The 24,888-nt window shown below is 64.4% G+C and carries 21 protein-coding genes and 2 pseudogenes; 8 read left to right on the top strand and 15 right to left on the bottom strand.

The genetic code is table 11. The annotated features are described in order from the left end of the window. The first annotated feature begins 141 nt into the window (after positions 1–141). Positions 142–1,089 (top strand): glutathione synthase, encoded by a 948-nt coding sequence (gene gshB, locus AU381_RS10305; RefSeq protein WP_064241608.1) that lies wholly within the window; start codon positions 142–144, stop codon positions 1,087–1,089. A 127-nt stretch (positions 1,090–1,216) separates the two neighbouring features. Then, complete coding sequence (locus AU381_RS10300; RefSeq protein WP_064241607.1) at positions 1,217–2,749, top strand: YifB family Mg chelatase-like AAA ATPase; 1,533 nt, start codon at positions 1,217–1,219, stop codon at positions 2,747–2,749. A 467-nt stretch (positions 2,750–3,216) separates the two neighbouring features. Here AU381_RS10300 and cysK read toward each other — a convergent pair whose 3' ends face one another. Continuing rightward, positions 3,217–4,185: a cysteine synthase A gene (cysK, locus tag AU381_RS10295; protein WP_064241606.1), complete on the bottom strand. Its 969-nt coding sequence runs from the start codon at positions 4,183–4,185 to the stop codon at positions 3,217–3,219. Between the two features lie 414 nt (positions 4,186–4,599). Between cysK and AU381_RS10290 the strand changes: the two genes are divergently transcribed. Next, the gene (locus AU381_RS10290; protein WP_064241900.1) at positions 4,600–5,355 is read left to right on the top strand and encodes a gamma-glutamylcyclotransferase; all 756 of its coding nucleotides are present in this window, start codon (positions 4,600–4,602) and stop codon (positions 5,353–5,355) included. Here AU381_RS10290 and AU381_RS10285 read toward each other — a convergent pair. Continuing rightward, entirely contained in the window at positions 5,319–5,624 is a 306-nt protein-coding gene (locus tag AU381_RS10285; protein WP_064241605.1) for an NIPSNAP family protein, read from the bottom strand. The genes AU381_RS10290 and AU381_RS10285 overlap by 37 nt on opposite strands. Continuing rightward, a complete protein-coding gene (locus AU381_RS10280) occupies positions 5,624–6,535 on the bottom strand; it encodes a DMT family transporter (RefSeq protein WP_064241604.1) in 912 nt (303 codons plus the stop codon). The genes AU381_RS10285 and AU381_RS10280 overlap by 1 nt, the downstream gene beginning before the upstream one ends. A 133-nt stretch (positions 6,536–6,668) precedes the next feature. On the opposite strand from AU381_RS10280, the gene AU381_RS10275 reads away from it, so the two are divergent. Continuing rightward, positions 6,669–7,124, top strand: a complete 456-nt coding sequence (locus tag AU381_RS10275; protein WP_064241603.1) for an Lrp/AsnC family transcriptional regulator — start codon at positions 6,669–6,671, stop codon at positions 7,122–7,124. A gap of 50 nt (positions 7,125–7,174) precedes the next feature. Here AU381_RS10275 and AU381_RS29635 read toward each other — a convergent pair. Both AU381_RS29635 and dut read right to left on the bottom strand, forming a co-directional pair. Continuing rightward, positions 7,175–7,387 (bottom strand): annotated as a pseudogene (locus tag AU381_RS29635) (tautomerase family protein); the annotation flags it as partial. Between the two features lie 34 nt (positions 7,388–7,421). Next, the gene (gene dut, locus AU381_RS10265) at positions 7,422–7,895 is read right to left on the bottom strand and encodes a dUTP diphosphatase (protein WP_064241602.1); all 474 of its coding nucleotides are present in this window, start codon (positions 7,893–7,895) and stop codon (positions 7,422–7,424) included. Between the two features lie 92 nt (positions 7,896–7,987). Here dut and AU381_RS10260 point away from each other — a divergent pair, with 92 nt between their 5' ends. Next, positions 7,988–9,571 (top strand): peptide chain release factor 3, encoded by a 1,584-nt coding sequence (locus AU381_RS10260; RefSeq protein WP_064241601.1) that lies wholly within the window; start codon positions 7,988–7,990, stop codon positions 9,569–9,571. A gap of 213 nt (positions 9,572–9,784) precedes the next feature. On the opposite strand, the gene AU381_RS10255 is transcribed toward AU381_RS10260, so the two are convergent. Together AU381_RS10255 and AU381_RS10250 are read right to left on the bottom strand one after the other, a co-directional pair. Next, complete coding sequence (locus AU381_RS10255; RefSeq protein WP_064241600.1) at positions 9,785–10,477, bottom strand: B3/B4 domain-containing protein; 693 nt, start codon at positions 10,475–10,477, stop codon at positions 9,785–9,787. A 14-nt stretch (positions 10,478–10,491) separates the two neighbouring features. Beyond that, a pseudogene (locus tag AU381_RS10250) lies at positions 10,492–11,434 on the bottom strand (DMT family transporter). 47 nt (positions 11,435–11,481) lie between these two features. Between AU381_RS10250 and AU381_RS10245 the strand changes: the two are divergent. Both AU381_RS10245 and AU381_RS10240 read left to right on the top strand, forming a co-directional pair. Then, positions 11,482–12,006, top strand: coding sequence for a helix-turn-helix transcriptional regulator (locus tag AU381_RS10245; protein ID WP_064241599.1), 525 nt, complete (start codon positions 11,482–11,484; stop codon positions 12,004–12,006). A 73-nt stretch (positions 12,007–12,079) separates the two neighbouring features. Beyond that, on the top strand, positions 12,080–13,063 hold the full coding sequence (locus AU381_RS10240) for an NAD-dependent epimerase/dehydratase family protein (protein ID WP_064241598.1): 984 nt from the start codon (positions 12,080–12,082) through the stop codon (positions 13,061–13,063). A 320-nt stretch (positions 13,064–13,383) separates the two neighbouring features. Here the strand turns inward: AU381_RS10240 and AU381_RS10235 are convergent, their stop codons facing one another. The 7 genes from AU381_RS10235 to AU381_RS10205 form a co-directional block, all read right to left on the bottom strand. After that, positions 13,384–13,788 carry a GFA family protein gene (locus AU381_RS10235; RefSeq protein WP_064241597.1) on the bottom strand — a complete coding sequence of 135 codons (405 nt, stop codon included), beginning with the start codon at positions 13,786–13,788 and terminating at the stop codon, positions 13,384–13,386. Positions 13,789–13,870: 82 nt separating this feature from the next. Beyond that, positions 13,871–14,671, bottom strand: coding sequence for a 5-deoxy-glucuronate isomerase (iolB, locus tag AU381_RS10230; protein ID WP_064241596.1), 801 nt, complete (start codon positions 14,669–14,671; stop codon positions 13,871–13,873). Positions 14,672–14,889: 218 nt separating this feature from the next. Beyond that, complete coding sequence (iolE, locus tag AU381_RS10225; protein WP_064241595.1) at positions 14,890–15,789, bottom strand: myo-inosose-2 dehydratase; 900 nt, start codon at positions 15,787–15,789, stop codon at positions 14,890–14,892. A 240-nt stretch (positions 15,790–16,029) separates the two neighbouring features. After that, a complete protein-coding gene (iolD, locus tag AU381_RS10220; RefSeq protein WP_064241594.1) occupies positions 16,030–17,883 on the bottom strand; it encodes a 3D-(3,5/4)-trihydroxycyclohexane-1,2-dione acylhydrolase (decyclizing) in 1,854 nt (617 codons plus the stop codon). Positions 17,884–18,004: 121 nt separating this feature from the next. Next, positions 18,005–19,957 carry a bifunctional 5-dehydro-2-deoxygluconokinase/5-dehydro-2-deoxyphosphogluconate aldolase gene (locus AU381_RS10215; protein ID WP_064241593.1) on the bottom strand — a complete coding sequence of 651 codons (1,953 nt, stop codon included), beginning with the start codon at positions 19,955–19,957 and terminating at the stop codon, positions 18,005–18,007. A 109-nt stretch (positions 19,958–20,066) separates the two neighbouring features. Further along, positions 20,067–20,927, bottom strand: coding sequence for a MurR/RpiR family transcriptional regulator (locus AU381_RS10210; protein ID WP_064241592.1), 861 nt, complete (start codon positions 20,925–20,927; stop codon positions 20,067–20,069). 292 nt (positions 20,928–21,219) lie between these two features. Further along, positions 21,220–22,350 (bottom strand): Gfo/Idh/MocA family protein, encoded by a 1,131-nt coding sequence (locus tag AU381_RS10205; protein ID WP_064241591.1) that lies wholly within the window; start codon positions 22,348–22,350, stop codon positions 21,220–21,222. A gap of 259 nt (positions 22,351–22,609) precedes the next feature. Between AU381_RS10205 and AU381_RS10200 the strand changes: the two genes are divergently transcribed. After that, on the top strand, positions 22,610–23,458 hold the full coding sequence (locus tag AU381_RS10200) for a class II glutamine amidotransferase (protein ID WP_064241590.1): 849 nt from the start codon (positions 22,610–22,612) through the stop codon (positions 23,456–23,458). Between the two features lie 15 nt (positions 23,459–23,473). Here AU381_RS10200 and coaBC read toward each other — a convergent pair whose 3' ends face one another. Next, positions 23,474–24,679: a bifunctional phosphopantothenoylcysteine decarboxylase/phosphopantothenate--cysteine ligase CoaBC gene (gene coaBC / locus AU381_RS10195; RefSeq protein WP_064241589.1), complete on the bottom strand. Its 1,206-nt coding sequence runs from the start codon at positions 24,677–24,679 to the stop codon at positions 23,474–23,476. Between the last annotated feature and the right edge of the window lie 209 nt (positions 24,680–24,888).

The following is a 24,888-nucleotide window of genomic DNA, read 5'->3' as shown; positions in this document are numbered from 1 at the left end:
ACATGTTGCGAGCCTCCTGCGGCGCCAACCGCCGTTTCGAGCGCGTGATGATCGCGGTAGTGCTTTGAATTGCTGTATAATTTTGCCGAAACGACGTCCACGTCGGACGACTGCGGCAAGAGATTCAATGGGATCGGGAAAATGGCAGGAATCGTCAATGTCGGGGTCCAGATGGACCATGTGTCGGGCATCACCATTGCGGGCGATTCGACCTTTGCCATGAGCCTCGAGGCGCAGGCGCGCGGCTATCGCCTGTTCCATTACACGCCCGACAAGCTGTCGCTGCGCGACGGCAAGGTCTATGCGGCCGTGCAGCAGATGACGCTGCGCGACGTCAAGGGCGACCACTTCACCCTCGGCGAGCCGGAGCGGATCGATCTTTCGACCATGGACGTCATCCTGCTTCGCCAGGATCCGCCATTCGACATGGCCTATATCACATCGACACACCTGCTCGAGCGGCTGCACCCGAACACGCTCGTCGTCAACGATCCGGCCTGGGTGCGCAACTCGCCGGAGAAGATCTTCGTCACCGAGTTTCCCGATCTGATGCCGCGGACGCTGATCACCCGCGACGCCGGCGAGATTGCGCGCTTCCGCCAGGAGATGGGCGACATCATCCTGAAGCCGCTCTACGGCAATGGCGGTGCCGGCGTCTTCCATTCGGCCCGCGACGACCGCAATCTCTCGTCTCTTCTTGAAATGTTCGGCCAGATGTTCCGCGAACCCTTCATCGCCCAGGAGTATCTGCCTGCCGTCCGCAAGGGCGACAAGCGCATCCTGCTCGTCGACGGCGAGCCGGTGGGCGCGATCAACCGCGTTCCGGCCGAGCACGACGCGCGCTCCAACATGCATGTCGGCGGACGCGCGGAGGCGACCGAGCTCACCGCTCGCGAGCAGGAAATCTGCGCCCGCATCGGCCCGGCGCTGAAAGCCCGCGGCTTCCTCTTCGTTGGCATCGACGTGATCGGCGACTACATGACCGAGATCAACGTCACTTCGCCGACCGGCATCCGCGAGGTGAAGAAGTTTGGTGGCGCCGATGTCGCGAGCCTGCTTTGGAACGCGATCGAGAAGAAGCGCGGCTGATCAAGCCGATCAAGACCGTCTCGCTCATTTGTTCTATTATTGTTCTTGTTTTTAAGCGCGTACCGTGCAACATTCGGCGTGCTACCGGCGGCGGTTGTGCGATGCAGGCCGGAGCAATGGGGGCAGCATGGTTTCGCGCGTCAGCACGGTTGCGTTTCAGGGTATCGAGGGCGTTCCGGTCGACGTCCAGGTGATGGTGGCGCCCGGAAAGGTCGGCATGCAGATCGTCGGCCTGCCGGACAAGGCGGTTGCCGAGAGCCGCGAGCGTGTCCAGGCGGCGCTGCATGCGTCGGGCCTGGCGCTGCCGGCGAAAAAGGTGACCGTCAACCTGGCGCCTGCGGATCTGCCCAAGGAAGGCAGTCATTTCGACCTTGCCATCGCGCTCGGCCTGATGGCGGCGCTCGGCGCCATCCCCGCCGACGCGCTCTCCGGCTATGTCGTCATCGGCGAGCTCAATCTCGACGGCACGATCGCGCCGGTTGCCGGCGCTCTGCCCGCCGCGATCGGCGCCAATGCCCTCGGCAGGGGGCTGATCTGCCCGGCCGAAAGCGGTGCGGAAGCGGCCTGGGCCGGGTCGGAGATCGACATCCTTGCGCCGCGCAGCCTCATCGCCATCGCCAATCATTTCCGCGGCACGCAGGTGCTCTCGCGTCCCGAGCCCGCAATCCGTGCCGCTGCCGCCAATCTTCCCGATCTCGCCGACATCAAGGGCCAGGAGAGCGCCAAGCGGGCACTGGAGGTCGCTGCCGCCGGCAACCATAACCTGCTGATGGTGGGACCGCCCGGTTCCGGCAAGTCGATGCTCGCGGCGCGGCTGCCTTCCATCCTGCCGCCGCTCTCCCCGTCCGAATTGCTCGAAGTCTCGATGATCCATTCGATCGCCGGGCAATTGCCGGGCGGAAAGCTCTCCGACCGCCGGCCGTTCCGCGCGCCTCACCATTCGGCCACCATGGCGGCGTTGATCGGCGGCGGTTTGCGCGCCAAGCCGGGCGAGGCGTCGCTCGCCCATAACGGTGTCCTGTTCCTCGACGAGTTTCCGGAGTTTCCGCCGCAGGTGCTCGATGCGCTGCGCCAGCCGCTCGAAACCGCGGAATGCGTCATTGCCCGCGCCAACCACCGCGTCAGCTACCCGGCGGCGATCCAGCTCGTTGCCGCCATGAACCCGTGCCGCTGCGGCATGGCCGGCGAACCGGGCCGCAGCTGCGCCCGCGGCCTGCGCTGCATGGCCGATTACCAGGCGCGGATTTCGGGCCCGCTGATGGACCGCATCGACATCCGCATCGACGTTCCCGCCGTCAGCGCCGCCGACCTGATCCGGCCCGGCACGGCCGAGGCGAGCGCCATTGTCGCCCGCCGCGTCGCCCGCGCCCGTGAACTGCAGAGGGATCGCTTCGCCGCCCTCGGCCATCCGGAGCTGACGAGCAATGCGCGCTGTTCGACGGCGATGATCGAGAAGATCGCCGAGCCGGATGCCGCGGGCCTGCAGCTCTTGAGGGATGCGGCGGAGAAGATGAAGTTCTCGGCGCGCGGGTATCATCGCGTACTGAAAGTGGCCCGCACGCTCGCCGATCTCGACGAGGCGCCGACCGTCGGCCGCATCCATCTCGCCGAGGCGATCTCCTATCGCGTCGCCGGCGAACGCCTGCCGGCGGCGGCGTAGGGATGTTGCGCCCAGTTACACGCGATTGAATGTTCCCAAAGGCTCCAGCATCGTGTTTTTCACCAGCGATACCCGCCAACCGAAGCGCCTCGTCTTTGCGGTCGTTATCGTGATAGGCGTTTTCCCTGCGATGGCAGGCCCGTCCGTTGCGGCCGACGACCTCGGCAAGCTTTCTTACGGAACAAGAGCCGGCCAGTCGATGACTATCGTGTCGAAGGAGGGAATTGGCACGGCCAATGCTCAGCTTCCAGGCGGCAGAGATCAAGTTTCAGGGCATCGCACGGCGCGACCCCTTCAATGCCGCCGAGCTTCGCCTCAAAGGTGAATCACGACGCGGATGTGGGGAATGCGAAGGCTGCGTTGGCCAAGGCCGACTCATGAAGAGGTCCGGCGAGTGGGACGCGACATGGCCGTGTCGCTAAACAGCGCCGGCGGATCCTATAAAGGGGCCATCGAGGGACTTGCGTCTACGCCCCCAGCCCCTCGAACAGCACCGTCGAAAGATAACGCTCGGCGAAGGACGGTATGATCACCACGATGGTCTTGCCGGCGTTCTCCTCGCGCCGGCCGACCTCGATCGCGGCCTGCAGCGCCGCACCGGAGGAAATACCGACCGGCACGCCTTCGAGCCTGGCGACGAGACGCGCCGCCTCGACGGCTTCGGCGGCGTTCACCGTGATCACCTCGTCATAGATCGTGGTGTCGAGGATCGGCGGCGCGAAGCCGGCGCCGATCCCCTGGATCCTGTGCGGACCGGGTGCGCCGCCGGACAGAACCGGCGATTCCTCGGGCTCGACGGCGATAACCTTGACCGACGGTTTGCGGGCCTTCAGCACCTGGCCGGCGCCGGTGATCGTGCCGCCGGTGCCGATGCCGGAGACGAGGATGTCGACGCTGCCTTCGGTGTCGTTCCAGATTTCCTCCGCCGTCGTCCTGCGGTGGATCTCCGGATTGGCGGGGTTTTCGAACTGCTGCGGAATGACCGCGTCGGGCAGCGTCTCGGTGAGTTCCTGCGCCTTGGCGATGGCGCCCTTCATGCCTTTGGCTCCTTCGGTCAGCACCAACTCGGCGCCGAGCAGCGTCAGCATCTTGCGCCGCTCGACCGACATGGTTTCCGGCATGGTGAGGATCAGCCTGTAGCCCTTGGCGGCGGCCACGAAGGCGAGCGCGATTCCCGTGTTGCCGGAGGTCGGCTCGATGAGTGTGGTGCGGCCGGGCGCGATCTTGCCCTGCGCCTCGAGCGCTTCGACCATGGCAACGCCGATGCGGTCCTTGACCGAAGCGATCGGGTTGAAGAATTCCAGCTTGGCGAGAAGGTTCGCCCTGACGCCCTTTTCGCTGGCGAGCCTGTCCAGCCGCACGATGGGAGTGTCGCCGATCGTCTCGGTGATCGATGAAAAGACCCGGCCACGGCCGGGCTTGCGCGCTTCTGGCATTGTGCTTCTCCCGTCGTACAAAATGCTTGTCGTGAGAATAGGAACTACGGAAGGTCCGTTCCAGAACGGGAAGCCGCGGATCTGGCCGGGCCGGAGGAAAAAGCGACAGCAGGAACGCTGTTTGGGGAATCTTTTTTCAGTTTGCACGGAACCGTGATTAGGGAAAAGAAATCCATTGGACAGTGGCGCCGGCATCGTTGCGAGAAAAATGATCGGTCAACAAGAACGGCGTTGCTTTAGCGCCGGTGGATAACGCGCCTTTCCGGAACACCGTGGACGGAAAGAAATCCAAGACCGCGTCGGCTTCGCCCTGACTTGGCATGGTTGCCGAGGCGCCAGGCAGAGCGAGGCGGCGGCGGCTTGCTTCCGATCAGCCGCTGCTCCATTCTCTCCGTCTTCGCGGAGATCTTCGACGTGTCCGGCAAACCACGATCACTCAGCTTGACCCTCGCCCACGTCGCCCAGGTCCACAGAGCGATTGCCGACGGCGGCCCGGGGATCGGGTTAGATCTGCACAGCGACGCGGATTATGACGACTGGGTGGCGCGGATGACAAGGAGCCGTCCCGCTCCGGGCTCGCCAACCTTGCTCTTCGCCTACGGATCATTGATCTGGAAGCCGGAGATCGAACACGTCAGCGAGGAGATTGGCGTTGCCCGGGGCTGGCACCGATCGTTTTGCTTCCGGATGCTCCGTTTCCGGGGAACACCCGAGGAGCCCGGCCTCATGATGGCGCTCGATCGTGGGGGCCAGTGCCGGGGCGTCCTTTATGAACTGCCGAACGACAACCTCGAAGGCCAGCTCCGAAAGCTCTTTCGGCGTGAGTTCACCTATAAGCCGCCAAACAGCATGCCGCGCTGGATCAGGGTCGAGACAGCGCGCGGTTCCGTTCCGGCCCTGGCCTTCGTCATGAATCGCGCTTCGCCCTTCTATGAAGGGAGCCTGTCTCTCGAAGCCGTGGCCGACGTCCTGGCGCGCGCCTGCGGTCATGTCGGCTCGGGCGCGGAGTATCTACTCAACACAGTCATGCATCTCGAGGCGCGCGGCATTCGGGACCGCAATTTGTGGCGCCTGCAGGCGCTTGTAGCAGAGCGCATCGAGCGCGACACCGGCTATGCGCCCTCGATCGAGGCTCATTCGAACATCGGCCGCATGAAGCTGCGCTCATAGCTGAGGATACAGCGCGTCTCCTCGGCATAGGCGAAGGCCGCCTGGCATTCGGGATCCGCAGCCATCTTCTCGCGATAGGATTCGTAGGCTGCAAGCGAAGGAAAGCTGAAGAGCGCCAGCGCGATGTTGTTGGCCCCCTCATGCGGCATGAAATAGCCGTGATGCGTGCCCCCGAGCCGATTGACGAGCGGAATCCAGAGCTTGGCGTAGTGCTCGAATTCCTTGAGCTTGTAAGGGTCGATGACGTATTTCAGGTAGCAGGTGATCATCAGGCGCTCCGTTCGGTCTGCCGTTTGATAAGCGGCATCGAACGAAGGGTCCAGCCGAGATTGGTGCCGGCGGCCGCCAGCAGGATTGCCGCCGATCCGGCGATCTGCACCGGTTGCAGCGCATGTCCGAAGGCGATCCGATCGACGAGGATCGCTGCGATCGGGTAGATGAAGGAAAGCGCGCCCGTCACATGGGTCGGCAACCGCTGGATCGCCCCATAGAGCAGGATGTACATGATGCCGGTATGGACGACGCCGATGGCGATCAGCAGCGTCCACTGGAACGCGGTCTGCGGCAGCGGCGCCACGATCGCAAAGGGGGCGAGCATCGCTGCGCCGGTGAGGACCTGGATCAGCGCGATAAGCTGCGGCGGCGTGCCCTTGAGCAGCTTGGTGACGATCGCCGCGATGGCGTAGAAGAAAGCGGCGCCGAGCGAGAGGGCGATGCCCGCGAGATAGTCGCCGGTTCCTGTGCCGCCCGCCGGCTTGGCGGACACGATCGCCACCATGCCGACGAAGGAGACCGAGAGCCAGAAGAGCTTGGCGGGGGTGATCTTTTCGCCGAGGAAAAGCGCCCCGAGACCGAGCAGCATGAAGGGCTGCGTGTTATAGACCATCGTCGCGATCGAGATCGAGGCGTGGGAGTAGGCTTCGAAAAGCAGGAGCCAGTTGACGACGATCGCCACACCGCCGAGCACGGAGAGGGCGACCACTCTCGGCCGCAAGTGCCTGAGATCGAGGAGGCCGAACGCCACGGCAAGGATGGCGAGCGTCGCGGCCCCGAAGACGCAGCGCCAGAAGACGACGCCGGCCACCGGCTGTCCCGACATCAAGACGAACCAGCCGATCGTCCCGGAAATCAGCATCGCCGCTGTCATCTCCGCGCTACCGCGCCGCAAATCCCTGTCCATCACTCCCTCCATTCCTGAGTTGAGGGAAGAGTAATGAGTCTGCTGCAAGGAATATATGGATTAGTATAGGAGAATGTGGAACAATGCCTAATCATGCAAGGCATATTGCCGAAAATTCCTTATGAGGTTGCCGATGCTGGACGAGCTTGACCGTCGCATTCTCGAAATTCTCGCGGCGAATGCCCGCGTCTCCTTGAAGGAACTCGCGCTGGAAGCGGGGCTCTCCTCGCCGAGCGCGGCCGAGAGGCTGCGCAAGCTCGAGGAGCGCGGCGTGATCAACGGCTTCACCGTCTCGGTGAACCCGGCGCGGCTCGGCTATCCGCTGCAGGCGGTGGTCCGCGTCCGGCCCATGCCGGGCATGCTGCACATCGTCGAAAGGCTGATCCAGGACACGCCGGAGATCGTCGAATGCGACAAGATCACCGGTGACGATTGCTTCGTCGCCAAGCTCCTCGTCCGCGACATGGCCGAGCTCGACACGATCCTCGACCGCATCGCCGAAAAGGCGCAGACCAACACTTCGATCGTCAAGTCGACGCCGGTCAAGCGGCGGCTGCCGCCGCTCACCAAGGGCGCAGTGCATTCCTGAAAAGAGCTACGGATTTGTGATAGAACTCGCAATGTGTCCGCGATCGCCGTTCATGCGTCGGCGCCCCGTTGCTGGACAATCGCCATTGCGAAGGCACCGTTGCCGACCGACCAGTCGGAATAGTCGTTCTCGTGCATGAAGATGAACACGTCCTTCGGTGAAATGCTCGCTTCTTCGAGCCGGCTGGTGATCAATGCATAAAGGGTGCGTTTCATGGCATCGCTCCGCCCGCGGCGCATGGTGATTTCTATCACCACCAGATCATCCGGCTTCCTGCTCTGCCTTCATCCGGACTGATCAGATGCCGGTCGAGCCGAAGCCGCCGGCGCCGCGGGCGGTCGAGCTAGCGCCGTCAGCCTCGCGGATCGCCACCTGGATGACCGGCGCGATGACCATCTGGGCAATGCGCATGCCGCGCTCGACGACGAAATCCGCTTCACCGAGATTGACCAGCAGCACCTTCACCTCGCCGCGATAGTCGCTGTCGATGGTGCCCGGCGTGTTGAGGCAGGTGATGCCGTGCTTGAAGGCGAGGCCGGAGCGGGGACGCACCTGCCCCTCGTAGCCTGCCGGGATTTCGAAGACGAAACCCGTCGGCACCAGCGCTCGCCCGCCCGGCGCGATCGTCATCGGCTGATCTGCCGGCACGGCGGCGCGCAGGTCCATGCCCGCGGCCCCCGCCGTCTCATAGGCCGGCAGGTCGAGATCCTGCGCATGCGGCAGGCGGACGAGAACGAGAGCAGGGTGGTTTTCGGAATTATGCATGGCCATTCCGCCATAAGCAGCGTCGGTCTCCCGGCAGTCAATTGCATATTGGCGCCCGAGCCTGTAAAGGACGCCGCAACTCACAGGATACTCAGATCATGGCCGAAAGCATTGCCGAGGCGGTCTCCCGCCGCCGCACATTTGCGATCATTTCGCATCCGGACGCCGGTAAGACGACGCTCACCGAAAAGCTGCTGCTGTTCGGCGGTGCGATCCAGCTCGCCGGCGAGGTGAAGGCCAAGAAGGATCGCATCCAGACCCGTTCGGACTGGATGAAGATCGAACGCGAGCGCGGCATCTCGGTCGTCACCTCGGTGATGACCTTCGAATACAACGACACGGTCTTCAACCTGCTCGATACGCCCGGCCACGAGGACTTCGCCGACGATACCTATCGCACGCTGACGGCGGTGGACGCCGCGGTCATGGTGATCGACGCCGCCAAGGGCATCGAGCCGCGGACCTTGAAGCTCTTCGAAGTCTGCCGCCTGCGCGACATCCCGATCATCACCTTCGTCAACAAGATGGACCGCGAGAGCCGCGACCCCTTCGAGATCCTCGACGAGGTCGAGCACAAGCTGGCGCTGGACTGCGCCCCGGTCACCTGGCCGATCGGCCGCTCCAAGACCTTCTGCGGTACCTATCATCTCGCCACCAACGAGGTGCGCGGCGCCGACACGCAGGAGCGCCTGACCAAGGTCAACGAACCGGAATTGGCCTCGCACCGCCTGCCGGAGAACGAGCGCGACGCCTTCATCGAGGAGACGATGCTGGCGATCGAGGCCTGCAAGCCGTTCGACCGCAAGGCTTTCCTCGAAGGCCATCTGACGCCGGTCTTCTTCGGCTCGGCGCTCCGCAATTTCGGCGTCCGCGACCTGATTCATGCGCTTGGCGACTTCGCCCCGCCGCCGCGCGCCCAGGTCGCCGACATCCGCACCGTGGAAGCGACCGACGACCGGATGACCGCCTTCGTCTTCAAGATCCAGGCCAACATGGATCCGAACCATCGCGACCGCATTGCCTTCGTCCGCGTCTGCTCGGGTAAGCTCGAGCGCGGCATGAAGGCGCGGCTGTCGCGCACCGGCAAGCAGATGGGGCTCACCGCACCGCAATTCTTCTTCGCCTCGCAGCGCCAGCTCGCCGATACCGCCTTCGCCGGCGACGTCGTCGGCATCCCGAACCACGGCACGCTCAGGATCGGCGACACGCTGACCGAAGGCGAGCCGCTCGTCTTCCAGGGCGTGCCGAACTTCGCGCCGGAGATTCTCCGCCGCGTCCGGCTCGAGGATGCGATGAAGGCAAAGAAGCTGAAGGAGGCGCTGCAGCAGATGGCGGAGGAGGGCGTCGTGCAGCTCTTCTCTCCGGACGACGGCGCGCCGGCCATCGTCGGCGTCGTCGGCGCGCTGCAGCTCGACGTCCTGAAGGAGCGCCTGCAGGCGGAATACGGCCTGCCCGTCTCCTTCGAAATGTCGCGCTTCTCCGTCTGCCGCTGGGTCTCTGCCGACAATCCGGCCGAACTCGACAAGTTCATTGCGGCGCGCCGCGGCGACATCGCCCGCGACCTCGACGGCGACCCGGTCTTCATGGCGCAGGACAGCTTCTCGCTGCGCTACGAGGCGGAACGCTATCCGGCGATCAAGATGGTGGCGATCAAGGAATATCACGTCGCCAAGGCGGCGTGACGAGATCCGTCGAATCCCCTCTCAACGGCGGCGGGAATTCGGGCGGAATTGCCCCTCTCCTCGGGTTTAACCCGAGGACTAGCCCTCTTCCCGCATGCAGGAGAGGGGATTCGGAGGCCGCGGCACATCCCTTCGCCCCGCTTGCGGGGAGAAGGTGCCGGCAGGCGGATCAGGGGCCAATGCGCGAAAGCCGATAGGCGCCCCCCGCGCTGGTCAAAAATCAAAACGCGGTGCCGAGCCGGTCAATATCGCGGTCCGCGGCGTGACGGACCAGATCGCGCGGATAGCCGTATCCAGTTCATCGACGAGCCGCCTGACATCGGCTTCGGCGCCGGCATGCAGCGCCTCGGCGACGATCAGCACGCGCGCCGTCTCGTCGCGGACGGCCGAGTATCCGCTCTGACGATTGGTCCAACGTCGCGCATGGGCACGCCCTGACGCGTCGACAAAGATGACCTCCTGCGGCTCGGGAAGTTCCACATTGCCGGAGAATGTCGTGTAGATTTCATCGCCGAAGGCAGGCCGGACCTTCAGATCGCCTGCGACCCTCGCCAGGTCGAAGACAGCAACCGGAACGGCGTAGGCGAGTGAAGCCGCGTTGCAAAGATCGATCAGCGGATGGATTTTTGGCAGCGTTCCTTCCTTCCTGAACCGCCGGAGCAGCGCCTCTGAAGCGCTGCGGTATTGCGTCGGCTTGAGCCCCATGCGCGAGAAGGCGCGACGCCAAGCCTGAATTTCGGGAAGGTCACCTTCCGCACCTCCTGCAAGCCGGACTCTCGCCAAAGCCTCGAACCGCGTGATATGCGCCTCGACAGACACGCCCCGATGGATGCCTTCCACATGAAGAACACCCGCCGCGAGTTCGGGGAAGTCGCTCCACATATCGGTCGAATGTTGAAAAGACATAGCCATCCCTTTGCTTATCTGGCTTCGGACTGCGTATGCAGGCCGTTCGGGGTCTTCAAGGCGGGAGCGGCGACGCACAGCACCGCAGCAAGCACGCAACCGACGCCGAGCAGCTGGTTAAGCGTCAACGGCTCGCCGAGTGCGGCGAATGCAAGGAGCACGGCGGAGACCGGCGCCAGCGCCGTGAAGACCGAAGCTTCCGTGCCGCTCACTTTCGCCAGTCCCGCATACCAGAGCACGAAGCCGCCGACTGTCGGCACGAGCGCATAATAGACCACCGCGGCAAACGGCCGGCGCGTTGATGGAGACTGCCCAGGGACGTTCCGCAAGCGCAATCGGCGCGGCGATCGCGCCGCCGAGACACGCCATCAGGCATGAAAGGGCGAGCGGCGCAATGGCCGTCTTCAGGCGCTTGTTGAGAAGGATGAACAGCCCTTCGCAGACGACCGCTCCGAGGATCAGGGCGCCGCCCGCGAGCGAGTGTTGGCTGTTGGCATCGGGCCGGGAGGCAATTGCCAGAACGCCGGCGGCGGCCAGGGTGGTGGCCAGGAGTATGGAGCGCTGCGGCCGCTCACCCAGCACCACGACGGCGATCGTGGCCGAGACGACCGGAAGCGTTCCGATGATGACGCCGGCGTCGGCCGCCGGTGCCAGCTTCAGACCGGAAATGAGCAGGGTCGTATAGCCGACGCTGCCCGCACCCGCTTGCAGGAGCAGAATGCCCCAGTCCCCTCTGGTGAGGCGCGGCCTGGGTGTTGCGGTCAGACGAAGGAGGAGCAGGAAAGGCGGCACGGCGATGGCGAAACGCAGCGCCGTCGCCGTGAAGGGCGGCAGGCCGGAGCTGATGATCTTGCTCGCGATTACCGTGCTGCCCACCAGCATCATCGCGAGCGACAGATAGAGATATCGATCGCCACTTTTTCTTGGCTGAGCCCGGATGCTGGTATAACCCTTCATCGATCGAGGGGCAAAAGCGGCGACTGTACGCGTCGAAGGAGATGGCAATGCTTTACACCGGGCGAGCTCTGAAGCGCTTGCGGCTCATGCGCGGCATCAAGCAGAGTCACGTGGCGGAGCTCCTGGGCGTCACGCAGGCGACCGTATCGCGCTGGGAGACGGGCGTCCTGACACCTGCCGAGGAGCAGCGCGCGGCCCTTGAACGCCTCTTCGCACGCCCGGCATCGGCTGCGGACGCGGCCATCAAGCGGCTGGTCGAAACGTCGACGGCTCGCGTCCATCTCATCTGCGACCACTCGCATCGGCTGCTGGCGGCGTCACCGCTCCGTCGGAGGGAATGGCGGCGAGACCTGCTCGGGACGCCGATGTTCCGTTACGCCTCTGAGGCTATCCGGCAGGCCGAGAGCACGCTGCAAGACCTTGGCTGGTACCACGATCAAACGTCATCGCTTGTCGTCGAGACCGGTCCGAACGACCGCGACGACGTGCCAATCGTCGCGGGTAGGGTGCTGTGGGAACGCATTCCTCTTGTTGACGAAGCGATGGGCCGTCTCGTGACGACGCTGACGTGATCGCGACGCATAATTTATGCGTTGTTCGTCACGCCCGCCCGCGGTTAGCCTCAAGGAAAACGAGGAGTGACGCATGACGATTCTGGTGACCGGGAGCGCCGGGCATCTCGGCGAGGCGCTGATGCGGGTGTTGCGCGGGGCGGGGCGGACGGTGCGCGGCATCGACATCAAAGCCTCGGATTTCACCGACCATGTCGGCTCGGTTGCCGATTCCGCCCTTGTCCGTCATGCCATCAAGGGCGTGCGCGCCATCATCCATGCGGCGACGCTGCACAAGCCGCATGTCGCAACGCATGGTTATTCCGAGTTCGTCGAGACCAATATCAACGGCACGCTCAATCTGCTCGAAGCGGCAGCCGATGCGGGTGTCGACGCCTTCGTCTTCACCAGCACCACGAGCGCCTTCGGTTCGGCGCTGACGCCGGAGCCGGGCGCCCCGGCCGCCTGGATCACCGAGGATGTCACGCCTGTTCCGCGCAACATCTACGGCGTCAGCAAGGTTGCGGCCGAAGCGCTTTGCGAACTCTTCGCTCGACGGCACGGGCTGCCGGTCGTCATCCTGCGGACCTCCCGCTTTTTTCCTGAAGCCGACGACGATGCGGGAATCCGCGGTCGCTATGAAACGGCCAATGCCCAGGCGAACGAACTGCTCTATCGCCGGGCGGACATCGAGGACGTGGTGAGCGCGCATCTCGCGGCGCTGGAGAAGGCGAAGGAGTTCGGCTTCGGGCGCTATATCGTCTCGGCTCCGACACCGTTTTCGCCAGGGGATATCCAGGAGCTGCGCACCGACGCGCCCTCCGTCGTCCGGCGCCGCTTCCCCGACTGCGAGGCGCTTTATGCGGAGCGTGGCTGGAAGCTCTTTCCATCGATCGACCGGGTGTATGTGAGTGCCCTGGCGACGGCCTCTCTCGGGTGGAAGCCGAAATACAATTTCCGCCACGTCCTTTCCTGCCTTCGCCGGAATGAGGATTTTCGAAGCCCGCTGGCGCGCGAGATCGGCTCCAAGGGCTATCACGAAACGGTCTTTGCCGACGGGCCTTATCCGGTTGCGTGATCACATCTTTGCGGAGCCGCATTTGCGAGATGCCCCGAGCAACACCCCCCTCTGCCCTGCCGGGCATCTCCCCCACAAGGGGGGAGATCGGCAGGAGGCTATGTCCGGTTCAACCACTACGCTGTGCGCACACTTGAATTCTGCGACTTCGGCATTTGGCCGTTAACTGCCAGGCGGGGCTTTGCTACTTGCCGATCTCCCTCCTTGTGGGGGAGATGCCCGGCAGGGCAGAGGGGGGTGTCAGCGCCGGCTTCCCCGAACTTCGCCGCCGCGATCGGATCGGTTGTGGCGCTCACGGCCACACTCTCCCCGCCCCACGCTTACTCCCGCCCCCGCTCCGGCAGCTCGCTTATGTTGCCGACCCAGGGCAGGGCAGAAGAGCACCAGATCTGCGATCGCGGCTTGAGCTCGCGCCGCTGGTTGATGGTACCGACGCGGATGCCGATCTCCTCGGCATCCGCGTCCGTACCGGTCGTATAGATCGGCGAGCCGCATTGCGGGCAGAAGAATTGCAGGCGTTTGCGCCCGTTCTCGGCAGTCTTGACATAAAGCTTCGGCTCGCCGCCGGTAAGCCTGAAGGATGCGTTGGGTGTGCTCGCGCTTACGCGATAGGCCGCTCCCGTCAGTCGCTGACAGTCGGTGCAGTGGCAGATTGTGACGTCTTCGGGATCGATTTCCGCCTCGTAAGTCACGAAGCCACAATGGCACTCACCGTCGACACGCATGGAAACGCTCCTTCTTCCCCCACTTCCCCGAGAGGAAATGCGACAGGAATACGATAGGGCGCCGTTACCGTTCGTCCAGACCTCAAATGCCGGTGAACAGCCACTCGTGTTCCTTGGCATTGTGGAACTTCCATATCCGCTTCGGCCCGGCCATCACGTTGAGATAATAGGAGTCATAGCCGTGCACGGCGGCGACCGGGTGGTAGCCCTTTGGAACGAGCGTCACGTCGCCGTCCTCCACCGCCATCGTCTCGTCGAGCGAACGGTCGTCCGTGTAGACGCGCTGCATGGCAAAGCCCTGCGGCGGATTGAGGCGGTGGTAGTAGGTTTCTTCCAGATAGCTTTCGGCCGGCAGATTGTCCTGATCGTGCTTGTGCGGCGGATAAGAAGAGGTGTGGCCGCCCGGGGTGATCACCTCTACAACGAGCAGTGACTGCGCCGAGCCGTCGTCCTCCGGCATGATGTTGGTGACATAGCGGGTGTTGGTCCCCTTGCCGCGCGTCATCTGCGGGTGGGTGCCGGGGCGGATCACCTTGGCCTTGAAGCCTTCGCCACCCGGCGCCGAGCAGACGGCGAGGTCGAGATCGGTGGTCGCCTCCGCCTGCCACTTGCTGCCCTTCGGCACGTAGACGGCATAGGGCTGCCCTTCGAACGGGGTCATGCGCTCGCCGAGCTCGCCGAAGTCCTCGCCGTCGACGGAGATCTTCGCCTTGCCGCTGACGAGCACCAGGCAAAGCTCCTTATCGCCCGCCTCGCCGCCGGCGGGCTCTCCCTGCTTCAGCCGGTTGAGCGTGAAACCGACATAGGTCCAGCCGGCGCTCTCCGGCGAGATGTCCTGCATCAGGCCGGACTGTGCCTTGGGTTTGACGAGCAGTTTGGACATTTCGGTCTCCTGGTCTTTGGTGTCTGTAGCCTTGCCCCTCACCCTAACCCTCTCCCCGCTCGCGGGGAGAGGGGATTCGGGAGCTTGCTTCTTGTCTTTTCCCGCAACGCTAGGGGAGAGGGGACTTCGCCGGCGCGGCATATCCCTTCTCCCCGCGCGCGGGGAGAAGGTGGCGGCAGCCGGATGAGGGGGCGCCGCCCGACGGCCGAATGAGGGCTCTACTTATCCAGTCCCGCTTCCTTCGCAAACGCCTTCAGCGATTTCAGCCCGAGCGACTGGTATTCGAACGGGTTGCGCACGGCCGAATCCTGCTCGGCCTCGATCACCAGCCAGCCATCATAGCCGTGTTCGGCGGCGATTTTCAGCACCGGCAGGAAGTCGACGCCGCCTTCGGTATCGCCCGGAACCGTGAAGACGCCGCGGCGCACGCCCTCGAGGAAGGAGAGGCCTTCGCCTTCGACCACCCTGCGAACCGCCGGACGGACGTTCTTGCAATGGATGTGCCGGACGCGGTGCATGTATTTCTTCGCCACTTCCGCCGGGTCGGAGCCGCCGAACCAGGCGTGGCCCGTGTCGAGCAGCAGCTTCGTCGCCGGGCCGGTGCTCTGCATCAAAAGGTCGATCTCTTCGCCGGTCTGGACGATCGTCCCCATGTGATGGTGATAGACGAGGTCGATGCCCTGGTCGGCGCAATATTCAGCAATCGCTTCGAGGTCGGCGCCGAACTTCTTCCACTGGTCCGCCGGCAGCACCGGCTTGTCCTCGACCAGCGACTTCGAGTCGTCGCCGTGGATGGCGTTGGAGGTCTCGCAGACGATCGCCACCTTGCAGCCATTGTGTTTCAGGAGATCGAGATGCGGCTGGATCGCCTTCTTCTCGGCCTCGACGTCATGGGTCAGCAGGTTGGTCGAATGCCAGCCGGAGACGAAGACGAGGTCGTAAGAGGCGAGCTTCTGCTTCAGCGCTTCCGGCTCGGACGGCATCTTGTGGCCCTTCTCGATGCCGTCGAAGCCGATCTTCTGGCAATCGGAAAGGCAGTCCTCGAGCGTCAGATGCGCACCGATCGAATGATCGTCGTCATTGCTCCAGGCGATCGGGTTGGTTCCGTAGCGGATCATGTCTTTTGCTTTCTATTCATCATCCGAACACGCGGATGGTTGTTGTCTTTTTTGGTGCGGGAGGGAGATGCACGACAAAGCCCCTCATCCGGCTGCCGCCACCTTCTCCCCGCCCGCGGGGAGAAGGGATATGCCGCGCTCTCCGAAGTCCCCTCTCCCCGCGTGCGGGGAGAGGGCTAGGGTGAGGGGCACTTGCTGAACGCTGCCCGAGCAGCAAACGCAGGCGCCGAAAGGGCAATCTTAGCCGAAGCGCTGGGACTGCAGCGCCTTTTCGTACCCCTCACGAGCCACCTTCACCTGCTCGCGGTCCGAAACCTCCGGAACCGCGACGTCCCACCAATGGCCGCCGGCCTCGGTCGTGATCAGCGGATGGGTGTCGATGACGATGACGGTGGTGCGCGCTTCGTTGGCGGTTTCGGCGAGCGCCGCCTCGAGCTCCGGGATCGAGCCGACCTTGCGGGTGACCGCGCCCATGGCGGCGGCGTGCGCGGCGAAGTCGATCTCAGGCAGCTCCACGTGGTGCGTGTCCTGCAAGAGGTTGTTGAAATTGGCACCGCCGGTTTCCATCTGCAGCCGGTTGATGCAGCCGTAGCCGGCATTGTCGAGCAGAACGATGGTGAATTTGGCGCCGAGCATGATCGAGGAGGCGATCTCAGAGTTCAGCATCATGTAGCTGCCGTCGCCGACCATGACGATCACGTCGCGCTCGGGCCTGGCGAGCTTGACGCCAAGGCCGCCGGCCACCTCGTAGCCCATGGTCGAGAAGCCGTATTCCATGTGGTAGCCGCCGGGCTCTTCCGCCTGCCAGAGCTTGTGCAGCTCGCCGGGGAGCCCGCCGGCCGCGCAGACGAGCGTCGTCTTGCTGCCGCCGCGGGCGCGTTGGACGGCGCCGATCACCTGGGCATCGGAGGGCAGCGCCGCGTTGGTCGTCGCCGTCGCCTTCTCGGCCGCGGCCATCCACTCCGCCTTGCCGGCCTTCGCCTTCTCGGTCCAGCTCGGGTCGGCCTTGTAGCCACCCAATCCGCCGGACATCCGGTTGAGGCCGGCGCGCGCGTCGCAGATCAGCGGCTGGCCATTATGCTTGCCGGCATCGAAAGGCTGGACGTTGAGGCCGATGATCTTCAGGGCGTCGTTCTTGAAGAGCGCCCAGGAACCGGTGGTGAAATCCTGGAGGCGCGAGCCGACGGCGAGCACGAGATCGGTCTCCTCGGCAAGCCGGTTGGAGGCGGAGGTTCCAGTGACGCCGACAGAGCCCATGTTGAGCGCGTGCGAATGCGGCAGTGCCGACTTGCCGGCCTGCGTCTCGACGACCGGGATGCCGTGCTTTTCTGCAAAGCTCGCGAGGTCTGCGGTCGCTTCCGAGTAGAGCACGCCGCCGCCGGCGATGATGATCGGTTTCTTCGCGGACTTGAGCAATTCGATCGCCGATACCAGCTCGTCGAGATCGGGCTCGGTGCGGCGCGGCACCCAGACCTTCTCGTCGAAGAAGGATTCCGGATAGTCGTAGGCTTCCGCTTGGACGTCCTGGCAGAGCGACAGCGTCACCGGGCCGCAATCGGCCGGGTCGGTCAGCACCTGCATGGCGCGGCGAAGCGCCGGGATGATCTGTTCCGGCCGGGTAATGCGGTCGAAATAGCGCGACACCGGGCGGAAGCAGTCGTTGGCCGAGACCGTCGCGTCGCCGAAGCTTTCCACCTGCTGCAGCACCGGGTCGGGACGGCGGTTGGCGAAGACGTCCCCGGGCAGGAACAGGACCGGCAGGCGGTTGACATGGGCAAGTGCCGCCGAGGTCACCATGTTGAGCGCGCCGGGGCCGATCGAACTGGTGCAGGCCATGAAGCGGCGGCGGAAGCTCGCCTTGGCGAAAGCGATCGCCGCGTTGGCCATCCCCTGCTCGTTCTGCGCACGATAGGTCGGCAAGGTTTCGCGGATCGCATAGAGCGCCTCGCCGACGCCGGCGACGTTGCCATGGCCGAAGATCGCGAAGACGCCGCCGAAGATCGGCACGCGCTTGCCGTCGATGACCGTCATCTGCCGGGTCATGAACCGCGCCACGGCCTGTGCCATGGTCAGGCGCACGGTTTTCTGGCTCATTTTGAATTTCCTCCAGGTGGCGAAGTCCGCTCCGCCTATTGTCGTTTTGTTGCCGCCGGCCGGCTATCGATTCCATAAGTTAGAGCAGGATGCGGGCGCTTCCCACTCTTCCTCGTCCCGCCTAAGCAGCCTTGGTTTCACCCAGTTGCAACCACAGATCCACCAGTGCCTTGAACTTCGCCGCCATGTCGGCGACCGCCTGTTCGTCGGTCATCGAGCCGGTGAGCCAGCTCTTGGCGGCGTCGGCAAAAATCGTCCGGCCGACCGCAAATCCCTTCACCGTCTTTGAGCTCCTTGCAGCCGCAAAGCCGTCCTTGAGAACCTCATAGGGGGCCTCAAGGCCGAGGAGAACGACGCCCCGGCAGAGCGGGTCGCGCGTCTCGATGACGGCGTCGATGGCAGCCCAGGCGCCGCGGCTCGCCTGCGGCTCGAGCTTCCACCAGTCGGGTTTCAGGCCGGCGTCGTAAAGCTCGTCGAGTGCCCGCGGTATCGTCTCGTCATTGAGCGTGCCGTGCTTGCCGGCAATGATCTCGATGAGGATTTCGCGGCCGACCTTGCGGGCCGCCTCGAAGGCCGAGCGAAGCTTGGCGATCTGGGCTGCCTTGAGCTCGGCCGGATCGTCCGGGTGGTAGAAGGAGAGCACCTTGATGCAATGATCGACCGGCCAGTCTATAAGGCGGCTGCCGAGATCCTGGCTGAATTCGAACTGCAGAGGACGCGAGCCCGGAAGCTCGATCGGCTTGCCGATCCAGAAGTCGCGGTAGGCGCCGGCGGCATAAAGCGCGTCGCGGCCGTATTTGTCGTCGATCAGCATGCCGAAGCCGGACCGGCCGCCGGCGACTTCAGCGGCGGCCCTGACGGCCAGCGCCTTGAAGGCCGGGATGCGCTGGAGCAGCTCCGGCCTGCCCTCGGCGATATCCTCCAACTGGCTGCGATGGTCGATGGCGAGTGCCATCAGAAGAGGGATGTCGCGGCGGCGCGTCGTCGCCCAGTGTACGTGGTTGATCGCCTCGTCCTTGCGCAGCGCCTTTTCCTTGCTGCCGTTTTCGAGGAAGAACTGTAGTTCGACCCAGGTCGGGATCTCCGGCGCACAGAGCAGCCGCGATACCGCGAAGGCGCCGCAGGCATTGGCCCAGGTGGCGGAGGTCGCGTGCGGCTCGCCCTTCAACCAGCCGCGTAGGAAGCCGGACATGAAGGCGTCGCCGGCGCCGAGCACGTTGTAGACCTCGATCGGGAAGCCCTTGCCGACGATGCCGTCCTCAAGGTCGTCCGAGATCGGGCCGTCGTAGACGATGCAGCCCATCGGTCCGCGCTTCAGAACGATCGTCGCGTTCGACAGGGAACGGATGGTCTTGAGCGCCTGGAGCAGGTCGCTCTCGCCCGAGGCGATCAGTACCTCCTCCTCGGTGCCGACGATGAGGTCGCAGTCGCCGAGCACGGTCTTCAGATGCCCCGAGACGCGGTCGGAAGCGATATAGCGGCTCTCGCCCGCATCGTGGCCGGCGAGGCCCCAAAGGTTGGGCCGATAGTCGATGTCGAAGACGATCTTCGCGCCGCTCTCCTTGGCGATCCGGATCGCCTTGCGCTGGGCCGCATCCGTGTTCGGCTTCGAGAAATGCGTACCCGTCACGAGGATCGCGCGGGCGGAACGGATGAAGTCTTCCGCAATATCGTCCTCGCAAAGCGCATTGTCGGCACAGTTGTCGCGATAGAAGAGCAGCGGGAAGGATTTCTCGTTCTCGACGGAGAGGATCGCGAGTGCGGTAAGGCGTTCCGGATCGGTGACGATGCCGCGCGTTTCCACTCCCTCGCGCTGCAGCTGCTCGCGGATGAAGCGGCCCATCTGCTCGTTGCCGACGCGCGTCAACAGCGCCGATTTCAAGCCAAGGCGTGCAGTGCCGACCGAAATATTGCAGGGGCAGCCGCCGACGGATTTGGCAAAGCTCGCGACGTCTTCAAGCCGGGTGCCGATCTGCTGACCGTAAAGGTCGACCGAGGCTCTGCCGATCGTGATGATGTCGAGGGGCTTGGCGCCCTTTACCGATGGAATTTGGGCCGACGGACTCTGGCTCACTGCTTCCTCCCCGTGGACGCCGCGCCGGCGCCGACAGCTATAATTATGTCATGGGCGATGTGCATATGAAACATAAATTCCGTCATTTCGTCAATATGGAATTTCCGTTCTATATTGCGGCGGCATCCTCGGCACGACGGCGCTTTTCGGCGATCGCCACGGTCAGCGCCATGGCGAAGGCCATGCTCGCCGAAAGCGAGCGGAAGCCGGCATGATCGGCCTCGACGAGCTCGAACCACACCTTCGACGACTCGGCGAGCGGCGAGAAGGCGGAATCGGTCAACGACACGACCGGAACCCTGCGGCTCGCAAGCAGGCGCGCCTGGGCCGCACTTTCGGATGCATAGGGCGAGAAGCTGACGGCGAAGGCGGCATCTTGTTTCGTCGCCATCGCCAGCATGTCGTCGTCGATGCCGGCGGCCGTGCCGACATGCTGGTACTTCACCTTCAGCTTGCCGAAGGCATAGGCCATGTAGCTGGAGATCGGGTAGGAGCGGCGCTTGGCGATCAAGTAGATCGTGTCCGCCTTGGCGAGGATATCGACGGCCTGCTCGAAGGCTTCGGGATCGACGGATGTGGCGATATTGTCGAGCGAGCGATGCGCGGCGGCCACGAAGCCGTTGAAGATCGAGCCGCTTTCGAGCCTGCTGTGGTCGTTGCCGCGCAGGGCCTTTAGCCGGTCCTCGTAGCCCGGCGTTCGCTCGCGCAGCCGGGCCCGAAAGATCTGCTGCAGGCTCGAAAAGCCTTCGAAGCCGAAATGCTGGGCGAAGCGCACGAGCGTCGAGGGCTGGACATCGGCGGAGGTGGCGATGCTTGCCGCCGTTCCGAAGGCAATCTCGTCCGGATTGTCGAGCGAATAGGCGGCCACCTGTTTCAGCCGCTTGGGCAATTGCGCCTTGCGTTCCAGGATGATGGCCTTCAGCGCCTCGAAATCTTGCGGAACATCCGTGGTCGTCTCAGGCGCTGACATCGTTCTGTGTCTCCAGGCTGGTTCCGTGTTCCGTTTGCCTCAGTCTAATCGATTAGCCGAGCCGGGGATAGAACGGACGTTCCATTTTCACCGTCTTTCATGGGGTCGATAGCCGCGGTCGCGCGTTGGATCCGCCCCTCATCCGCCTGCCGGCACCTTCTCCCCGCCGGGCGGGGCGAAGGGACACGCGGCGACCCCTCAGTCCCCTCTCCCCGCGTGCAGTGAGAGGCTAGTCCTCGGGTTAAACCCGGGGAGAGGGGCGAAGTCCAGAACTCGCCTATGGCGGAGTGCGTCAGCCGACCTCCACCCATTCGTTCGTTCGCGCCGACTGGTAGGTCGCCGAGAGCACCTTCTGCACCTCAAAGCCTTCGCGGAAATCCGTCGAAGGTTTCCCGCCATTGGCGATCGCGTCGAGGAATTCGTGGACCTCGATGGCCTTCAGGTCGTTGAAGCCGATCTGGTGTCCCGGTGCCACGCAGAAGGCGCCGTAGGGCGGGTGCTCCGGGCCGGCCCAGATCGTGCGGAAGCCGCGGCTCTTGATGTCGTCGCCGGCGTAATAGACCTTGATCTCGTTCAGACGCTCCTGGGTGAAGACGATGCTGCCCTTGGAGCCGTAAATCTCGAAGTCATGCTGCATCTTGCGCCCGGTGGCGATCCAGCTCGCCTCGAAGCTGCCGCTCGCGCCGTTCTCGCAGCGGACGAAGGCACGCGCGATATCGTCGACTTCGACGGCGCGGGTCTCGGCCGCGCCGCGCGACATCGGACGTTCCGGTATATGGATCACGGTTTCGGCAAGCACGGATTTGATCGGCCCGACGAGGTGGCGCATGCAGGCGATGATGTGGCTGCCGATGTCGGCAAGCGCGCCGCCGCCGCTTCGCGGATCGAGCCGCCAGGCCCACGGGATGCCGGCGTCTGCCATGAAATCCTCGGCATGGATACCGCGGAACGACCGGATCTCGCCGATCTCGCCGCTGTCGATGATGTCCTTCGCAAGGAAGATCAGCGGGTTCTTCAGATAGTTGAAGCCGACCTGGGTGACGAGCCCGGCCTTTTCGGCCGCCGCAACCATTTCGGCGCACTCGGCAACGGTCGGCGCCAGCGGCTTCTCGCAATAGACGTGCTTGCCATGAGCGATCGCCGCAAGCGCCATTTCCTTGTGCAAAAGGTTCGGCGTGGTGATGTCGATGATGTCGATATCCGGATCGGTCAGCAGGTCGCGCCAGTCGGCGGTCGCCTTCCTGAAGCCGAGGCGCGCGCGGGCGGCCTCGGCGCCATCGGCCGTCACGTCGGCCACCGAGACGAGATCCAGTTCGAAGGGCAGGTCGAAGACCCGTGCTGCGATGGTGAAGCCTAGCGCATGGGCCTTGCCCATGAAGCCCGTGCCGATCAGGCCGACACCCAGTCTGCGTTTGCCGCTCATGTCGTTCCTCCCGGGCCGAGCCCTCCTGTGACAGGCACGGAAATGAAATGAAATGAGCGAAACTTGTCAATATGGAATGTTTATTCGAAATTGTTTTTCCGTCGTGCCGATGGAGGCGGCGTGGGCGACGAGGTTACGGGCGAAAGCACGCCATGCGAAAAGTGTTAACGCATTTTTACCATGTTCGACTGAACATCGCCGTGACGATGGTCGGCGAATCGCCTCTTATCAAAAGAACCCGAACCGGAGAGATCGACGCATGTGCCGCTGGGCAGCCTATCGTGGAGAGCCGCTTTATCTCGAGGAGCTGGTGACCTCGCCGGCGCATTCGCTGATCGAGCAGTCCCATTGCGCGACACGGGCGAAGACCGCGACAAACGGCGACGGCTTCGGTATCGCCTGGTATGGCGACCGCCCCGAGCCCGGCCGCTATCGTGACATCCTGCCCGCCTGGTCCGACTGCAACCTGAAGAGCATTGCGCGCCAGATCCGCTCCCGTCTCTTCCTGGCGCATGTCCGCGCGGCGACCGGCGGCGGCACGCGACGCGACAATTGCCACCCCTTCGTGCATGGCCGCTGGGCTTTCATGCACAACGGCCAGATCGGCCATTTCGAGCATCTGCGCCGGCCGATGGAAAACATGCTCGCCGACGATCTCTATACGGCCCGCACCGGCACGACCGATTCGGAACTGCTGTTCCTGCTGGCGCTGCAGTTCGGCCTCGATCGCAACCCGCTCGGTGCCGTTGCCGAGGCGCTCGGCTTCGTGGAGCGCCTGGCAGAACAACTGGGCCTAAGGGTGCTCGTCCGCTTCACCGCGGCATTTTCCAACGGCGAGGATCTCTATGCGGTCCGCTATGCCTCCGACCGCAAGGCGCCGACGCTCTACGCCGCACCGATGGGGCCGCAGGGCGGCTACTGCCTCGTCTCGGAACCGCTCAACGACGACGACAACGCCTGGGCCGAGATTCCGGATGGTTCGGCTGTGATCGTCGGCGAAAACGGCGTCGACGTTCGCCTTTTCGGCGCGGCTGACGTTCCGGTGCGGACGCCCGTTGCCGCTGCGCCCTCTTCCATGGAGCTTGCAAGCGGCCTCCCTGTTGCCTGATCCAGATGGCGCTTTTTACCGCACGAGCTTCGCGGCGATGAGGGCCGCGAGCTTGTCCGCCACCGCGTCCTTGCCCATCTCCGGCCACTCCTGCGTGCCGTCGCGGGCGATCAGTTTCACCCGGTTCCTGTCGCCGCCCATGATCCCCGTCTTCGGCGAAACGTCGTTTGCGACAATGTAATCGGCGCCTTTCCTTTCAAGCTTGGCGCGGCCGTTCTCGGCGACGTTTTCCGTCTCCGCTGCAAAGCCGATCACCAGCTTCGGTCGTGATGCATGGTGCCCTATGGTCTTCAGGATGTCGGGATTTTCGGCAAGCGAGAGCGGCGGAGGCGCCTCGCCCGGCCGCTTCTTGATCTTGTTGCCCGCGGCCGATGCGACGCGCCAATCGGCGACCGCCGCGACCATCACCGCCACATCGGCCGGAAGGGCGGCGACGACCGCGTCTCGCATCTCTTCGGCGCGCTCGACGCGAACGACGCGCACGCCGAGAGGATCCGGGATCGTCACCGGTCCGGAGACCAGGGTGACGTCCGCCCCGAGCCGCGCCAGCGCTGCGGCGATCGCATGGCCCTGCTTGCCGGATGAGCGGTTGGCGATATAGCGGACCGGGTCGATCGGCTCGTGCGTCGGCCCGGAGGTGACGATCGCCTTCCGCCCCGCAAGCGGCTTTGGGTCGGACATCAATCCTTCGATCGCCGCGACTATTTCCAGCGGCTCGGCCATACGGCCTTCGCCGGCCTCGCCGCTCTCCGCCATCTCGCCCGAGGCGGGGCCGACGAAGCGGATGCCGTCGGCTTCAAGCGTCGCGCGGTTGCGGCGCGTCGCCGGATTGGTCCACATCTTCGGGTTCATCGCAGGCGCGACGAGGACGGTGCGATCGGTTGCGAGCAGGACCGTCGAGGCAAGGTCGTCGGCATGGCCGTGCGCCATCTTGGCCATCAGGTCGGCGGTCGCCGGCGCCACGACCACGAGGTCGCACTCGCGCGCCAGCCGGATATGGCCGACGTCCTGCTCGTCCTCGCGCGAAAAGAGCTCCGTGTAGACCTGGGACGCGGAAAGCGCGCCGACGGCGAGCGGCGTCACGAACTGCTGCGCCCCCGCCGTCATCACCGGCCGAACCACAGCGCCGCGCTCGCGCAGGCGGCGGATGAGGTCGAGGCTCTTATAGGCCGCGATCCCGCCGGAAATGATGAGAAGAATGCGCTTGCCCGACAGTGTCATTCCGCTTCGGCTTTTCGCCGCTCCTTGCTTTCAATCGCGACCCTACTGCATGATTCCCTAAATCGGAATCGGTTTAAGGAATCATGCAGCAATTCAAAGTGCTACAGCGACCTTTGCGCGTCTAATTGGACGCGCGGCGCTGTAACCGAGGCGATTGACGCGCGCAATGGGAGGCTCCGGACTGCGAGCAGGGGCAACACTTCTGCCCT

The organism is Sinorhizobium glycinis, from assembly GCF_001651865.1.
Lineage (GTDB): Bacteria > Pseudomonadota > Alphaproteobacteria > Rhizobiales > Rhizobiaceae > Sinorhizobium > Sinorhizobium glycinis.
The sequence above is the reverse complement of the archived record's forward strand: the minus strand, read 5'-3'. Positions and strand labels throughout refer to the sequence as shown.

Excerpts from the sequence above, each read along its gene's own strand:
- gshB (WP_064241608.1), top strand. The coding sequence starts at position 142 with ATGGCAGGAATCGTCAATGTCGGGGTCCAGATGGACCATGTGTCGGGC.
- AU381_RS10300 (WP_064241607.1), top strand. The coding sequence starts at position 1,217 with ATGGTTTCGCGCGTCAGCACGGTTGCGTTTCAGGGTATCGAGGGCGTT.
- cysK (WP_064241606.1), bottom strand. The coding sequence starts at position 4,185 with ATGCCAGAAGCGCGCAAGCCCGGCCGTGGCCGGGTCTTTTCATCGATC.
- AU381_RS10285 (WP_064241605.1), bottom strand. The coding sequence starts at position 5,624 with ATGATCACCTGCTACCTGAAATACGTCATCGACCCTTACAAGCTCAAG.
- AU381_RS10280 (WP_064241604.1), bottom strand. The coding sequence starts at position 6,535 with ATGGACAGGGATTTGCGGCGCGGTAGCGCGGAGATGACAGCGGCGATG.
- AU381_RS10275 (WP_064241603.1), top strand. The coding sequence starts at position 6,669 with ATGCTGGACGAGCTTGACCGTCGCATTCTCGAAATTCTCGCGGCGAAT.
- dut (WP_064241602.1), bottom strand. The coding sequence starts at position 7,895 with ATGGCCATGCATAATTCCGAAAACCACCCTGCTCTCGTTCTCGTCCGC.
- AU381_RS10260 (WP_064241601.1), top strand. The coding sequence starts at position 7,988 with ATGGCCGAAAGCATTGCCGAGGCGGTCTCCCGCCGCCGCACATTTGCG.
- AU381_RS10255 (WP_064241600.1), bottom strand. The coding sequence starts at position 10,477 with ATGTCTTTTCAACATTCGACCGATATGTGGAGCGACTTCCCCGAACTC.
- AU381_RS10245 (WP_064241599.1), top strand. The coding sequence starts at position 11,482 with ATGCTTTACACCGGGCGAGCTCTGAAGCGCTTGCGGCTCATGCGCGGC.
- AU381_RS10240 (WP_064241598.1), top strand. The coding sequence starts at position 12,080 with ATGACGATTCTGGTGACCGGGAGCGCCGGGCATCTCGGCGAGGCGCTG.
- AU381_RS10235 (WP_064241597.1), bottom strand. The coding sequence starts at position 13,788 with ATGCGTGTCGACGGTGAGTGCCATTGTGGCTTCGTGACTTACGAGGCG.
- iolB (WP_064241596.1), bottom strand. The coding sequence starts at position 14,671 with ATGTCCAAACTGCTCGTCAAACCCAAGGCACAGTCCGGCCTGATGCAG.
- iolE (WP_064241595.1), bottom strand. The coding sequence starts at position 15,789 with ATGATCCGCTACGGAACCAACCCGATCGCCTGGAGCAATGACGACGAT.
- iolD (WP_064241594.1), bottom strand. The coding sequence starts at position 17,883 with ATGAGCCAGAAAACCGTGCGCCTGACCATGGCACAGGCCGTGGCGCGG.
- AU381_RS10210 (WP_064241592.1), bottom strand. The coding sequence starts at position 20,927 with ATGTCAGCGCCTGAGACGACCACGGATGTTCCGCAAGATTTCGAGGCG.
- AU381_RS10205 (WP_064241591.1), bottom strand. The coding sequence starts at position 22,350 with ATGAGCGGCAAACGCAGACTGGGTGTCGGCCTGATCGGCACGGGCTTC.
- AU381_RS10200 (WP_064241590.1), top strand. The coding sequence starts at position 22,610 with ATGTGCCGCTGGGCAGCCTATCGTGGAGAGCCGCTTTATCTCGAGGAG.
- coaBC (WP_064241589.1), bottom strand. The coding sequence starts at position 24,679 with ATGACACTGTCGGGCAAGCGCATTCTTCTCATCATTTCCGGCGGGATC.